This is a genomic window from Haloarcula amylovorans, assembly GCF_004681185.1.
In the GTDB taxonomy this organism is placed as follows: Archaea; Halobacteriota; Halobacteria; order Halobacteriales; family Haloarculaceae; genus Haloarcula; species Haloarcula amylovorans.
The window spans coordinates 1,143,039-1,157,698 of sequence record NZ_SRIF01000001.1 but is presented as its reverse complement, the minus strand read 5'-3'; the positions used below and the strand labels follow the sequence as shown (position 1 = coordinate 1,157,698).

Annotated in this window: 13 protein-coding genes; 3 read left to right on the top strand and 10 right to left on the bottom strand. The window is 65.0% G+C overall.

The features are described from left to right. Positions 1 to 82: 82 nt before the first annotated feature. Together E4S61_RS05865 and E4S61_RS05860 are read left to right on the top strand one after the other, a co-directional pair. Complete coding sequence (locus E4S61_RS05865; protein WP_135302950.1) at positions 83 to 2,206, top strand: AAA family ATPase; 2,124 nt, start codon at positions 83 to 85, stop codon at positions 2,204 to 2,206. A gap of 105 nt (positions 2,207 to 2,311) precedes the next feature. Next, positions 2,312 to 3,847, top strand: a complete 1,536-nt coding sequence (locus E4S61_RS05860; RefSeq protein WP_135302949.1) for an aldehyde dehydrogenase family protein — start codon at positions 2,312 to 2,314, stop codon at positions 3,845 to 3,847. Between the two features lie 189 nt (positions 3,848 to 4,036). On the opposite strand, the gene E4S61_RS05855 is transcribed toward E4S61_RS05860, so the two are convergent. The 5 genes from E4S61_RS05855 to E4S61_RS05835 all read right to left on the bottom strand — a co-directional run bounded on the left by E4S61_RS05855 (position 4,037) and on the right by E4S61_RS05835 (position 7,103). Continuing rightward, a complete protein-coding gene (locus E4S61_RS05855; RefSeq protein WP_135302948.1) occupies positions 4,037 to 5,074 on the bottom strand; it encodes a DUF4349 domain-containing protein in 1,038 nt (345 codons plus the stop codon). Between the two features lie 79 nt (positions 5,075 to 5,153). Next, entirely contained in the window at positions 5,154 to 5,972 is an 819-nt protein-coding gene (locus E4S61_RS05850) for a carbon-nitrogen family hydrolase (protein ID WP_135302947.1), read from the bottom strand. Then, positions 5,969 to 6,400, bottom strand: coding sequence for an SRPBCC family protein (locus tag E4S61_RS05845; RefSeq protein ID WP_135302946.1), 432 nt, complete (start codon positions 6,398 to 6,400; stop codon positions 5,969 to 5,971). The genes E4S61_RS05850 and E4S61_RS05845 overlap by 4 nt, the downstream gene beginning before the upstream one ends. Positions 6,401 to 6,521: 121 nt before the next feature. Continuing rightward, entirely contained in the window at positions 6,522 to 6,746 is a 225-nt protein-coding gene (locus E4S61_RS05840; RefSeq protein ID WP_135302945.1) for a DUF7123 family protein, read from the bottom strand. 129 nt (positions 6,747 to 6,875) lie between these two features. Further along, the gene (locus tag E4S61_RS05835) at positions 6,876 to 7,103 is read right to left on the bottom strand and encodes a hypothetical protein (RefSeq protein ID WP_245180604.1); all 228 of its coding nucleotides are present in this window, start codon (positions 7,101 to 7,103) and stop codon (positions 6,876 to 6,878) included. A gap of 87 nt (positions 7,104 to 7,190) precedes the next feature. Here E4S61_RS05835 and E4S61_RS05830 point away from each other — a divergent pair, with 87 nt between their 5' ends. Then, complete coding sequence (locus E4S61_RS05830; RefSeq protein WP_135302944.1) at positions 7,191 to 8,438, top strand: LEA type 2 family protein; 1,248 nt, start codon at positions 7,191 to 7,193, stop codon at positions 8,436 to 8,438. Between the two features lie 39 nt (positions 8,439 to 8,477). On the opposite strand, the gene E4S61_RS05825 is transcribed toward E4S61_RS05830, so the two are convergent. The 5 genes from E4S61_RS05825 to E4S61_RS05805 form a co-directional block, all read right to left on the bottom strand. Then, complete coding sequence (locus E4S61_RS05825) at positions 8,478 to 10,064, bottom strand: acetolactate synthase large subunit (protein ID WP_135302943.1); 1,587 nt, start codon at positions 10,062 to 10,064, stop codon at positions 8,478 to 8,480. Beyond that, a complete protein-coding gene (locus E4S61_RS05820) occupies positions 10,064 to 11,425 on the bottom strand; it encodes an NAD-dependent succinate-semialdehyde dehydrogenase (RefSeq protein ID WP_135302942.1) in 1,362 nt (453 codons plus the stop codon). The genes E4S61_RS05825 and E4S61_RS05820 overlap by 1 nt, the downstream gene beginning before the upstream one ends. 89 nt (positions 11,426 to 11,514) lie before the next feature. Beyond that, entirely contained in the window at positions 11,515 to 12,549 is a 1,035-nt protein-coding gene (locus tag E4S61_RS05815; protein WP_135302941.1) for a phosphate signaling complex PhoU family protein, read from the bottom strand. Between the two features lie 104 nt (positions 12,550 to 12,653). Continuing rightward, positions 12,654 to 13,727 (bottom strand): ATP-NAD kinase family protein, encoded by a 1,074-nt coding sequence (locus E4S61_RS05810; RefSeq protein ID WP_135302940.1) that lies wholly within the window; start codon positions 13,725 to 13,727, stop codon positions 12,654 to 12,656. Between the two features lie 198 nt (positions 13,728 to 13,925). After that, complete coding sequence (locus E4S61_RS05805; protein ID WP_135302939.1) at positions 13,926 to 14,621, bottom strand: competence/damage-inducible protein A; 696 nt, start codon at positions 14,619 to 14,621, stop codon at positions 13,926 to 13,928. Positions 14,622 to 14,660: the final 39 nt, after the last annotated feature.

The window sequence follows — 14,660 nt, the reverse complement described above, 5'->3', positions numbered from 1 at the left end:
CCTCTCCGGCGGCCGCGCGTAAATTGTTTTCCCGCGAGACGACACGGGAACCCTCAAGAGGACCGGATGGCTAGCTGATAGCATGAGCGGGTCTAGCGAGAACGGCGTCGAGCTCACGGTCGAGGGGGCGCACAAGCGCGACGCCGGGCGCGGCATCGCACGCCTCCCCGAATCCGTGCGGAGCGAACTCGGCGTCCTGAGCGGGTCGCCGGTCATCGTCGAGGGTGACCGGATGACCGTCGTGAAGGTCTGGCCCGGCGACGAGGAGGGCGCAACGGTCCGCATCGACTCCGATACGCGGGCCAACGCCGGCGTCAACATCGGCGATACGGTGGTCGTTAGAGCAGGGTCGGTCACGGAGGCGACGGCGATCACCATCCAGCCGATGGCTCCGTTGCCGGGCGCCGAAGAGTACGAGCACATGGTCCGGACGCGGCTCGTCGACCAGATGGTGCAGGCCGACGAGCGGACCCACATCGACGGCCTCGGCACGTTCCTCGTGCGGACGACTGACCCGGACGGCCCGGTCAGGGTCACCGACGGGACGAACGTGACGCTCTTGCCGCCGATAGATGAGGGCGGGAGCGGAGAGTCGAGACCCGGAGCGGCAGGACCGAACGAGCAAACGAACGCCCAGGGATCTGACACCAATACTGGCGTCAGCTACGAGGACATCGGCGGACTGGACGAGGAACTCGACCGCATCCGCGAGATGATAGAGATGCCACTCTCCGAACCGGAGGAGTTCCGGAAACTGGGCATTGACCCGCCCAGCGGCGTCCTCATGCACGGGCCGCCGGGGACCGGGAAGACGCTCATCGCCGCCGCCGTCGCCAACGAGGTTGACGCCTACTTCGACACCATCTCCGGTCCCGAAATCGTCTCGAAGTACAAGGGCGAGAGCGAGGAGCGACTACGGGAAGCCTTCGAGAAGGCCGCGGAGAACTCCCCGTCCATCCTCTTCGTCGACGAAATCGACTCCATCGCGGGCTCTCGGGACGAGGACGCCGACATGGAGAACCGCGTGGTCGCGCAGTTGTTGACGCTGATGGACGGTCTCGAAGACCGGGGTCGCGTCGTCGTTATCGGTGCGACCAACCGCGTGGATGCCGTCGACCCGGCGCTCCGACGGGGCGGGCGCTTCGATCGCGAAATCGAAATCGGCGTCCCCGACGAGGGCGGTCGCCGCGAGATTCTGGACGTCCACACGCGGGACATGCCGATTCACGAGGACGTGGACTTAGACCGCATCGCCGCCCAGACCCACGGCTTCGTCGGGGCCGACCTCGCGTCGCTGACCACCGAGGCGGCGATGGCGGCACTTCGAGCGGATCGGGAGGATAGCGAGGTCACGGGAGACGACTTCGACGAGGCGCTGGCCACCGTCGAACCCAGCGCGATGCGAGAGTACGTCGCCGAGTCGCCGGCAGTGTCTTTCGACGACGTGGGTGGCCTCCCCGAAGTGAAGCAGACGCTCACCGAAGCCATCGAGTGGCCCCTGGAGTACGGCGGCCTCTTCTCGGCGACGAAGACGGACCCGCCCAGCGGCATCCTCATGTACGGGCCGCCAGGGACCGGGAAGACGCTGCTCGCCCGCGCCGTCGCCGGGGAAAGCGACGTGAACTTCATCCACGTCGCTGGGCCGGAGATAATGGACCGCTACGTCGGCGAGAGCGAGGAAGCAGTACGGGAACTGTTCGAACGCGCCCGACAGACCGCCCCGAGCATCATCTTCTTAGACGAGATCGACGCGATCGCCAGCCACCGCGGACAGGGCAACGAAGTGACCGAGCGCGTTGTCTCGCAACTCCTCGCGGAACTGGACGGCATCACCGAGAACCCGAACCTCGTGGTGCTCGCGGCGACGAACCGGCGGGACATGATAGACGACGCGCTCCTCCGGCCGGGGCGGCTCGAACAGCACGTCGAGGTGCCGAACCCGGACCACGACGCCCGCGAAGCGATTCTCGCCGTTCACACGGAGGGCAAACCCATCGCCGAGGACGTCTCGCTCTCCGACCTCGCCGCCGAGACAGAGGGGTTCTCCGGCGCGGAACTCGAAGCCGTCGTCCGCGAGGCGTCGATGCTGGCCATCCGCGAGGCTGCCGACGAGATGGGACCGGCCGAGGCCAGCGAACGTGCCGACGAGGTGACCATCGGAACCGAGCACTTCGAACGCGCGCTGGAGCGGGAGCGCGAGCGCTGACCGGCGGGTACGACCGACACCCCGGTGACTGCCACGCCCGCGCAGTCGGCCAGTTCGCGGTGTGTTGACGCACCACTTTTCACAGTCGCCGGCGTACCGACGGGTATGCGCGACGACCAGACCGAACCGCTTCGACACTACGTCGACGGCGAGTGGCGAAGCGGACACGGCACGGAGACGTTCGAGACGGTGAACCCTGCGACACGGGAGACGTTGCGGACGGTCCACCGCGGGACGGAAGCAGACGTCAGCGACGCCGTCTCGGCGGCCGAGTCCGCCGCTGAAGAGTGGCAAGCCCTCTCGTACATCGATCGGGCGGAGTACCTCTGGGACGTCTACCACGAACTCCGGGAGCGAACAGACGAACTCGGCGAAGTAGTCACGAAGGAGTGCGGCAAGGAGATTTCGGAGGGCCGCGCCGACGTGGTGGAGGCGGCCCACATGGTGGAACTCGCCGCCGGCAACGCCCGCCACCCCCACGGGGATGTGGTCCCCTCGGAGATTCCGAGCAAGGACGCCTACATGCGCCGCAGTCCGAAGGGTGTCGTCGGCTGTATCACGCCGTGGAACTTCCCGGTGGCCATCCCCTACTGGCACATGGCTGTCACGCTAGTCGAGGGCAACACCGTGGTTTGGAAGCCCGCCGAACAAACGCCGTGGTGCGGCCAGATCGTCGCCGAGATATTCGAGGACGCGGGGATTCCCGACGGCGTGTTCAACCTCGTGCAGGGTTACGGCGAGGCCGGCAACGCCATCGTCGAGGACGACCGGGTCGATACAGTTCTCTTTACCGGCAGCGCCGAGGTCGGCCACACGGTCGACGAGAAAATCGGCGGTCGCGCAGGGCGCAACGCCTGCTGTGAGATGGGCGGGAAGAACAGCATCGTCGTCACCGACGCCGCGGACATGGACATCGCGCTCCACTCGACTATCATGTCCTCGTTCAAGACGACGGGCCAGCGCTGTGTCTCTTCGGAGCGTCTCGTCGTCCACAACGACGTCTACGACGAGTTCAAGTCACAGTTCGTGGACCTCGCCGAGGACGTAACCGTCGACGACCCGCTTTCGGAAGACACCTTCATGGGACCGCTGGCCGACGAGGACCAGATCGCGAAGTTCCAGCAGTACAACGACATGGTTCGGGATGCCGACGACGCGACGGTGCTCGTCGACCGGGCGGAACTCGCCGCCGACGAGATTCCGGACGGCCACGAGGATGGATTCTGGGTCGGCCCGTTCGTCTACGAAGTGGACGCCGACACCGACCTCGACCCCTTCCACGAGGAGGTGTTCGGGCCGCACGTCGCCCTCGTGGAGTACGACGGCAGCATCGAGCGCGGTGTCGAGATTCAAAACGACACGGCGTACGGACTGGCCGGCGCGGTCATCTCCGAGGACTACCGCCAGATAAACTACTACCGCGACCACGCCGAAATCGGCCTCGCCTACGGCAACCTCCCGTGTATCGGCGCGGAGGTCCAGTTACCGTTCGGCGGCGTCAAGAAATCGGGGAGCGGCCCACCCCACGCCCGCGAGGTCGTCGAGGCCGTCACTGAACGGACGGCGTGGACGCTCAACAACTCGAAGGAAATAGAGATGGCACAGGGGCTCTCGGCGGAGATAAAGACGGACGAAAGGTGACGAGAGAGGTTGGCGGATGTGCCGTCGTCGGTGTGACCAGAAAGGCTGTCCGGACAGCCTTTGGCGGACGAGCGACGCCGTGTGGCCGAGCAGCGAGACGGGCTGTAGCGCTGGCATCGACGTGAAAAGCGCCTTGCCAGCGAGATATCGTAACGGACCCAACGGTAAAAAACACCCGGTGTCGGTCGACTAGTGGTCCTCGTTCTCGTCTGTCACGTCTGTTTCGTCACTGGTCGCTTCTCCCGTCTCGACTGGCATCTCACTCTCGGTTTCGTCCTCGATGGCTGCGTCCGACTGTGACGCATCACTGCCACGGAGTCTGCCGACCAGCGGAACGCCCCGACTACGGAGCAGACGGCGAAGTCCGAGCGCCGGCACCACCAGGACTCCGAGCCACGGCGCGACCGCCGCGAGCGTCACCAGCGTCGCTCGGCCGAAGACGTAGACATCCTGTACCGAGCCCAGGAACACGGCCACGAGCGACTGCTCGTGGTACTGGGTCCGTATCTGCGTAACGCCCGGCTCCGGTTCGTTGAGTTCGACTCGAAGCGTCGAGTACGCCACTCGCTGTTCGAGCGAGCGTTTCTGCGCTTCCAGTCGCTCTATCTCGCCCTGCACATTGGAGAGTTCCTCCTCGATACGGAGTAGTTCCTCCGTGTCGTTGGCCTGCTCGTAGAACGTCCGGAGGCGTGCTCGGCGCTGTTTTAAGTTCTCCAGCCGCGCTTCGAGGTCGACCAGTTGGTCGGTTACGTCCTTCGTCGTCGTCTCTTCGGTCACGACGGTGCCCTCGGAGCCGACGGCCTCCTGCATCGCCTGGTAGCGTTCGCTCGGCACCCTGAGGACGACGTAGCCGGAGACCCATTTCGCGTCCCCGTTACGGTGGAGGCGCTGGTTCGAATCGCTGACGTAGCCGCCATACTCGCGGGCCTGCGACGCGATAGTTTCGCGCCGCTGCGAGAAGTTGTCCACCTCGACGACCATCCGCCCGGTTCTGATTATCGCTCGCTGTTGGACAGCGGCGTTCGCCTGAACGTTTCCGTTCGTGCTGGCGTCGGCGTTTTCCTGCCCGCCGCCCGACCCACCGTCACCACCGGCACTACTCCCGTCACCACCGCCGTCGCCAGCCATCTGGGCACCGCCACCACCTGCCGAATTGCCACCCAGCCCGGCACATCCGGCGAGTAAGAGCGTCGCCGCGACCGCGAGGACCACTATCTTTCTCGACATGACGGCTAACAGTGCTCGTCCGTCGATTATAGTGTCGCCGGTGGCTCAAAACGCGTTTTTTGTGAAAGAGCGGCTGGACCTATCGCAACGCTGTCCGGCGGTCGGCGAGCGCCGGGAACTCCTCGCGAACCCGCTCGACGCGGCCGGGGTCCACTTCGGCGGTCACGAGTGCCGCGTCGTCGCCCGAACTGGCGAGCGCCGTCCCCCACGGGTCATACACCGTCGAGCGTCCGAGCAGTTCGTCCTCGTCGAACGTACCGACGCCGTTGGCCGCCGCGACGTACAACAGGTTCTCGACGGCGCGAGTCCGGGGGAATAGCTCCCAGTGCTCGACGCGGGGATAGGGCCACGCGCTCGGGACCAGCGCCAGCGTCACGCCGTCGTCGACCAGACGCCGATACAGCTCCGGGAACCGCAGGTCGTAGCAGGTCGTCACGCCGACGGTAAACCCTTCGAACTCGACGGTCGGCAGGTGCTCGCCCGGTTCCAGCAGGTCCTGTTCGGCCGACCCGTAGCCAAAGAGGTGGTGTTTCCGATACACCGCCCGTCGCTCCCCGCCACGGTCGAAGAAGACGGCGGTATTCGACAAGCCCTCCTCGGCCGGGACGGCGAGGCCGTCGGCCGCGCTAGTCTCTAAGTCTTCGACGATACTCCCAGCGAGGACGGCGATGCCGTGTTCGACGGCGGCCTCCCGAACTACCGAAAGCGTCTCGCCGTCGAGCGCTTCGGCGTTCCGGGCGTAGCTATCGAACGCGAAGTAGCCGACGTTGAACAATTCGGGCAGGACGACGAGGTCGGCGTCTTGCTGTCCGGCGCGTTCGATGGCTTCGACGGCGCGCTCGACGTTCTCGGATACGTTCGCCGGTTCAATTTCGAGTTGGGCGAGCGCGAGCTTCATGCCTCGACTTCCAGTTCGTCCCGCAGTGCTTGTTCGAGGTTCTGCATCTCCCCGTCTAGGTTGCGCTTGAAGAACCGTTCGACACCGGGGAGCTTCCCGTCGACGATGAACCGGTTGGTCAGGCGAGTACCGCCGTCGTCAGTTGGTTCGAGTTCGTGTTCGCCCTGCACCGTCATCACCTTCGACCGGCCGACGAACCGGACGAACTCCGGTTCGCGCCGCTCGACGTCTTCTGTCTCGACCCGGATGGTCCGGTCGACGAACGGAATCGGGAGCGAGAGAAACCACGTCGATTCCGTCTCGCTGACCACTTCCCAATCCTCGACGACACTGATCGGACGCGCTCGCTGCTCCGGGTCAGCGATAAAGTCCCAGACGCGTTCGGGCGATGCCGACACTGTCATCGACCGCTCTACCCGGACAGTCATAGAAGACTCTCAGGGGGTCCGGACGAATGAATCCACCGACTGTAGTACCAATTGAAACGGTTTTCATACCGACCGAACGACGGCAGTGCAGTCGGGTGAGCGTAGGTTTACAGTGGCGTCTTTAACTCGGCGTGACGCGCCACGTCGTCGACTTCGACCGCCCCCACTTCTCGATGTCGACCTCGTCAGCCTCCTCGGCCAGCCGGGGCAAGCGAGCGCCCACTTGTTTGGCCGAGAGACCGAGTTGTGAGGCGATATTCTTCGCGCGGAAGTAGCTGTCTCCACGCGAGACGCTGTCCCGGAGGTAGTCCAGAATGCGTCGGTCTTCCTCGCTGAAATCGGCCATACCCGCGTTACGGGCCGAGCGTTCTTAATCGTTCCTTTCGGATACAGGACTCATCGGATTGTTGTAGTCTCTTACCGGTATCGCCGGCTCCGATAGACGATCACCGGCAAACAGCTACAACAATCCGTATCAGCCGTCGTAGGCGTGGATAGCGACCAGTGCCAGCCCCGCCGCGAGCATGGCGACGCCGAAGGCGACGCCGCTGTTTGCGAGCAGTCCCGCCGTCTCTCCGCCCTGTGCGTGGGCAATCGCGTAGTTGTAGCTGTAGAGCGCCGTCATCACCGCCGCGCCGACGGCGACGAGTCCGAGCACTAGTCCGAGACCGACGCCCATGTCCGACTTCGTCTGCGTAGCCATGCCAGAGCGTATCGCTGTAGCACACTTAGTTCATTCGGGGTGAGTCAGACATAGCACATATAATGACCGACGAGAGAGACCTGTGTGATGGCAGGATTCGGACTACTGAAGATTGTCGCCGCGGTTGCCGTGGTGCTCGGCCTGAGCGTGGGGGGCGCGTTCGCACTCGGCGTCGTCGGGACGCCGACGGTCGAATCCGTCGACAACCACTTCGGCGGCGTCTCGAACGAGACAACGGGGGTACAGACGACGTTACTGTTGCACAACCCGAACCCGGACTTCATCGGGAGTCTGCTCGGGAGCACGGCTGTCGACTACACCGTGGCCATGAACGACGTGCGGATGGCCTCGGGTAACAAGAGCGGCCTCGCACTGGAACAGGGGAATACGAGTCTCGACTTCTCGACGCGGATGCAAAATGGACAGATTCCGCCGTGGTGGCACACCCACATCGAGAACGGCGAGCGGACGCAGGTGACCATCGACGCCGACGTCACCTCCTCGCTGATCGGCGGCCGCTCGATCTCGGTCCAGCAGGGACAAGCGATAGAGACCGACATCATCGGGCAGTTCAACTCGACGGAGACGCGCCCGATAGAGTCCGAGCAGGCGCTGCTCTCGAATCCGCTCCTCTACGTCAACGAGACGCGAGGGCAGTGGGACCAGGGGAACCTCACCGAGGAAGAGACGCCGATGAAACTCGACTTCACGGTGTTCAATCCCAAGCCCTACCCGTACACTGTCACGAAAATCGGCTACGAAATCACGATGAACGACGTCACCGTCGGCGAGGGTGAGACTGACCGTGGCTACACTATCGGGCCGGGCCAGACGAAGACGCTCGGGACGACCACCGCCATCCAGAACGAGAACTTAGACGAGTGGTGGGTCACCCACCTCGAACGCAATCAGGTGACGGACCTCTATATCGACTTCTATCTCGTCGTCGAGGCCAGCGGCGAGCAGTTCCGCATCGACCTGCGCTCTATCGACTACTCGAAGACCATCGAGACGGACATCTTCGGAAACAAAGGACAGTATCCGACGGGTGCGAACGCGAGCGCAGAAGCCGGTGGGGACGCTGACGGCGGTACTGACGATGGCACCGGAGACGGAACGCCGACCGCGACGGAGACGGCGACGGACTCCGACGGCGGTCTGTTCGGCGATGACGGCGAAACGGCGACACAAACACCTAGTGGGGAGACGCAAACAGCCGCTGAGACGCCGACGGAGTCAGCGTCACCAGCTAACCCGTCGAAGACGCCGATACCGCCCTCGACCGGCGTGACGACCGAGACGGACGACGGCGGCTTGCTCGGTCTCGCTGGCTGACGGCCCCCGCGCCGAGTCGCCGACGCTCCGCGCTTTCGCTCAGTCTGTTCCTTCGACCGGCACTTCGATGAGCGCCATATCGCCGTCGACGGCCTCGTCGAGTGCGGTTTCGAGTTCCTCTGCCGAATCGGCCCGGTACCCGTCGATGCCGAAGCTCTCGGCGAACGTGACGAGGTCGGGCGTGGTGAGCTTCGTTCCGAATGACTCGCCGGTGTGAGACGACTGTTTTCGGGAGATGAGCCCGTAGTCGTCGTCGCAGAAGACGACGATGGTGTACGAACAGCCAAGTCTGGTCGCGGTCTCGATTTCGGCGGCGTTCATCAGGAAGCCGCCGTCGCCCGTCCCGACGACGACGTTCGAATCGACCGCGAGGTCTGCGGCCAGTCCCCCAGGGACGCCGATTCCCATCGACGCCAGCCCGTTCGAGATGATGCATGTGTTCGGCTCGTAGGTCGGGAAGTTCTGGGCGATGGCCATCTTGTGGTTCCCGACGTCGGAGATGAGCACGTCGTCGTCGGCCATCGCATCGCGCAACACCGGGACGACGCTTTCGACGGTAAACGGCGCGTCTGCGTCCGGTTCGCGGTCGATGTCATCGACGATGTGGTCGCGGAGCTCCGTATACCACTGCGTGTCGAACACCGGAGCGTTCGCCTCGCACCACTCGGTGAGTTCCCGGAGCGTCTCGCCGATGTCCGCGACCACCTCTACCGTCGGGTTGTAGGCTTCGTACACCTCGGCCGGTTGGCTATCGATGTGGACGATGGGGTTGCCGTGGTCCCAGTTCGCCGGGTCGTGCTCGGCGATGTCGTAGCCGACAGTGAGGACGAGGTCCGCCTCCGCGATAGCGCCCGCGGCCTCGCCGTGTGCCCCCGAGTCCAGCGTCATCAGCGAGTGTTCGTCTTCGTCCGAGACTGCGCCCTTCCCCATGTACGTCGAGACGGTCGGTACGTCCGTCGCGTCGACGAGGGCGCGCAACTGCGAGGCGGCCCGCGTACGTACCGCGCCGTTGCCGGCGATAATCAGCGGCCGGTCAGCCTCCTCGAGGAGTGACTTCACCCGGTCGAGCGTCTCCCTGTCCGGCGCGCCGACCCGGACCCGGTCGCGGGTCGGCATCGGCTCGACCTCGGCGTCCTCGGCGGCTACGTCCTCGGGGAGTTCGAGGTGTGTCGCGCCGGGTTTCTCGTGTTCGGCCATCTTGAACGCCTTGCGGACCGACTCGTGGATGATGTCGGGGTCGTTGAGTTGGGCGTTCCACTTCGTGATGGGGGCGAACAAGTCGATGACGTCGAGGGCCTGGTGGCTCTCCTTGTGGAGGCGTTCGAGACTCCCCTGTGCGGTGATTGCGACGAGGGGGCTCTTATCGAGATGTGCGTCGGCGACGCCCGTGAGGAGGTTCGTCGCGCCGGGGCCGAGCGTCGAGAGGCAGACCCCGGCGTCGCCGGTCAGTCGACCGTGGACGTCAGCCATGAACGCCGCGCCCTGTTCGTGGCGCACCGGGACGAACGTCACCTCGGAGTCCCGAATCGAGAACAGGAGTTCCTCCATCTCCTCACCCGGCAGGCCGAAGACGTGCTCGACGCCCTCGCTTTCGAGACACGCGACCAGCAGGTCAGAGGCCTGCATCACTCCACCCACACGGTCTTGCGGTTGACGAACTCGCGCATTCCGGCACCCGAAAGTTCCCGGCCGTAGCCGGACTCCTTGATGCCGCCGAAGGGGACGCGGGGGTCCGATTTCACGAGTTGGTTGACGTAGACGCAGCCGGCGTCGATTCGCCCGGCGAGGCGTTCACCGCGGTCTCTGTCCTCGGTCCAAATGCTCGAACCCAGTCCGAACTCCGTGTCGTTGGCCTTCTGTATGGCCGCTTCCTCGTCTTCGACTTCGTACACTGGCGCGGCCGGGCCGAACACCTCTTCGCTGTCGACGGGACAGCCCTCGGGAACGTCGGACAGCACGGTCGGGGGGTAGTACGCACCCTCTCTGTCCAGCGGTTCGCCGCCGGTCAGCAGCTCCGCGCCGGCGTCGACGCTGTCTTCGACCTGTTCGTGGAGGTCTTCGAGCAGGCTCTCGCGGGCCTGCGGGCCGATTTCGGTGTCCTCGTTGGTCGGGTCGCCGATCGTGTACGATTTCATCTGTTCGACGAACCGGTCGAGGAACTCGTCGTAGACGTCCGTGTGGACGATGAACCGCTTCGCCGCGATACAGGACTGGCCGCCGTTCTGGACGCGCGCCCACGCCCCCGTCTCGGCGGCCGCTTCCACGTCGGCGTCGTCGAGGACGACGTACGGGTCGCTCCCGCCCAGTTCCAGCACCGTCTTCTTGAGGTTCTCGCCGGCCGTCGCGGCGACGGACCGCCCGGCGGGACCGCTCCCGGTCAGGGTTGCCGCCTTCACGCGGTCGTCTTCGAGGACGCCCTCGACCTGGTCCGAGGAGACCAGCAGCGACTGGAACGCGCCCTCGGGATAGCCGGCCTCGCGGAACACCTCTTCGATGGCTTCGGAGCACCCGGGAACGTTCGAAGCGTGTTTCAGCAGGCCGACGTTGCCGGCGGTGACGTAGGGCGCGGCAAAGCGAAACACCTGCCAGAAGGGGAAGTTCCACGGCATGACCGCCAGCACCGGCCCCAGCGGTTCGTACACCGTCTTGACCGTCGACCCCGCTGGACTCGGGTGCCCCTTCTCGTCCAGGTACTCGCTGGCGTGTTCGGCGTAGTGGTCACAGACCCACGCACACTTCTCGACTTCGGATTTCGCCTGGGTGATGGGTTTCCCCATCTCCTCGGTCATCGTCTCGGCGTAGCGCTGCTTGTTCTCGCGGAGGACTTCGCCCGCGCTCGAAAGCAGATTCGTTCGCTCTTGGAGCGGGCGGTCCCGCCACGAGTCGAACGTCTCCGTCGCGCGGTCCAGAGCGGCTTCCACGTCGTCCTCGTCGTCCGCCTCGTACGAGTCGACCTGCTCGCCGGTCGCCGGATTAGTGACCTCCATGACACGCCGAATTCGCCGTCCAGACGGTTAAGTGTGCGAGAAGATTGGAGCGTTGCCGCGAGAACGCGAGTCGAATAGCTGTCGATAGCTTACCGGATGGTCGTGTGTTCGGATTCCTCGTCGAGCGCGAGGTTCGTGGCGATTTCGGCGTTCCTGACCGCATACTCGGCGGTCTGCTGGAGGCTGACGAGAACCTCACGGACCTGCAGTAAACTCTCGTTGTCCATCTCCGGGAGGTCACCGAGGATGTCGTGTTCCTTATCGCCGATTTTCGAGTAGGTCTCCCGCACCTGAATCGCAGTGTCGTAATCGCGTTCGACGGCGGCCTGCACCGCGAGCCCGGTTATCTCGTTGACCTCGTCGGTGAAATCGCGGATGCGACGCATCGTCGAACTCTCGACGTCCAGCGAGTGGTCGGTCGTCTCTAAGGCAATCTCGGCGATGTCCTCGGCGTTGTCCGCGGTGAGTTCGAGGTTCTTCGCGATAGAGCGATAGCCGATGAGCGGGAAGCCGTCCTCCAGCCCCACCGCTCGCGCCAGGTTGGGGTTCTGGTAGGCGGTGAAGATGAGGCGCAACAGGAGGACGAAAATCTTGTTCGCCTGTCGCTCCCGGTTCAGCGCTCGCTGTGCGAGGTCGGGGTTACCGTGGGCCAGCGCCTTGACAGCCTCGTTTCGCATCGTCGAGCCGGTCGACTCCAGTCGTTCGAGAAGGTTGTCGAGCGTGAAGTCCTCGGGGTCGACCGAACAGCGGATGGTGATGCGGTTTGGCGTCTCCTCAATGACGCCCAGTCCCATGAGTTGGGTCTCGGCGTTGTAGACGGCGTTGATGTGAGCGGATTCGAGCGTCTCTCCTTCTGGTGCCTCGACGTGGATGATGCGCCGGCCGAGGACGTACTGGGCGACGATGGCCCGCTCGACGGCGTCGGCAGAGAGGTTCTCGGCGTGAATTATCGCCTCTGACTCCTCCGTCTGGACGGACTCGGGGAGGACGGTCAGCGTCCCTTTCCCACCCATCCGAAGCGACACTTCGTCTCCTTTTTCGACGTTGTGCTCGCTGGCCCACTCCGACGGTAACGTCATGGCGAGCGTCGACGGACCCAGCCGCTGGACTTTCCGCGTTTCCATATGCCCTTTGTTATTCGCGGTAGACCTTAATCTTCACTATACGCCAATTAATATGCTCGAACAAATACAATCAATAGTCGTGCGAGTCGATTTCTCCACGCTCGTCAGGCCAGCACCTCGACGAGACGCTGTTCGAACCGGCCAACGCGGACCTTGCGCCAGCCAGCGAGATCGGCGTCGAGGGACGCATCGCCGGTATCGACCCGCAACGATCCGATCTCGTCGAGTTTCCGACGGGAGGCGACGACCTCGATTTCACATCGTCGAATGACCTCGGGAGAGAGCTGTTGGTTCCCGCGCCCGAAGACGAACCCCTGTCCGCCGATGGGTGAGACGACGATGACGTTCTCCTTGCCGAGCGCGTCGAGGATGTCCGATTCGGCGGCGTCCCTGACGAGGAGGTCGCCGTCCCGCCAGACATCCACGCCGAGCGTCGTTCCCTGAAATCCCAGTCGCTCCTTTATCGCACCGACCGTACTCCCCGGCCCGAGCACGTAGGTGACGCCGGGGCGGACGCTCTCCGCGACGCCCTCCGCCAGCGTCTCGACGGTGCCGCCGCCGAGTTGCTTCGCCGACTGGCGCTGATCGGCCACCGGCACGGTCGCCACAGCGCGGAGTTCGGTCACGACCTCGCCGCCTCTGAAGGCGTCCTCGTCGATGTCGTTGACCTCAGCGGGCTCCGTCTCGGTGAACGTGGCGGCGATGCGACCCGCCGCGCGCGGCGAGACGCCGAACACCGAGGAGTAGACTTTCACGCCCGCCGGGACGCCCAGAATCGGCGTCTCGTCGTCCAGTTCGTCGAGCGTCTCGGCTACGTCGACGGCCGTCCCGTCGCCGCCGACGAAGAGAATCGCGTCGACACTGCGGTCGGCGAACGCCCGTACCGCCGCTCGCGTGTCCGCCGTCGTCGTCGTGCCGGGGTCTGCGGGGTGGCCGACCACTGTCGGGTCGAATCCGGCGTCGCGGGCCTCCGTAGCACCCATCGGGTCGCCGTAGGTCAGCAACTCCACGTCGGTCCCCGCCGCTGCCAGCGACGCGAGCGCTTCGCGTGCCCGCTCCGGAGCGCGCTGCTCAGCGCCGCGCTCGCGCGCCTCGGCGACTTTCCCGTCGGTTCCCTTCAGCCCTACGCGGCCGCCCATACCGGCGATGGGGTTGACCACGACACCGATTCGTCGCATAGCGGGCCTACGACACCCGGCGGCAAAAGACGCCCGGGAACGTGCCTTTCAAGCCACCGCCCACAGAAGGCATCGATATGATATCACTCCTGCAAGCGGGCGTCCAGACCGGCGTCATCAGTGCCGCCGGTGCAGTGTTGACCATCGGCGGACTCCTCCTCACCGCTGCCTGGTACCGCTACCTCGTCCGCTAAAACGTCACTCGCTTTCGGGCTGTTCGACGCGCTCTCTGAGCCACGCGGCCGCGTCCTCGACGGCCGACTCGTCAGTCGACTCGAAGCGCACCGTCACGTACTCCCCGGGGTAGCTCCCAACTTTGACGGCGAATTTTCCCCGCACTTCGTCGATTCGGGAGAGCAGTGCGCTCTCGGGTTCGGCGGCGTCGACGGTGCGGACGTACCGCTGCTGGCCGCTGAACTCGTCGGCGATCTCCTCGAACATCCGCTTCATCTCTCCCGGAACGCCCGGTAAGACGTAGCAGTTCTCGACGACACAGCCCGGGGCGACCCCCTCGTGATTCGGAAGGACGCGACTGCCTTCGGGGACCTCGCCGGTCCCAGTAGCCAAGTCTTCGCGCGTGTAGCCGCCGTTTTCGGCCAGCCACGCCAGTGCCTCCTCGCTCTCGACGACGTCCCGGCCGAACGCAGCCGCGACGCCCTCGATGGTCACGTCGTCGTGGGTCGGGCCGAGACCGCCGGTGACGACGACGGCATCGTAGTCGGCGTGGTACTCGTTGACGACCCGGGCGATGTCGGCGGTCCGGTCGGGGACGACGGTCGTTCGTTCGACGGTGGCGCCTCGCTCGGCTAACTGTCGGCCCAGCCACGCGGCGTTCGTGTTGACCGTCTCCCCGGCGAGCAGTTCGTCTCCGACCGTGACCACCGCGACGCGCATACACCCGGGTAGGACGTGCCGACACAAATACTGTCGGTC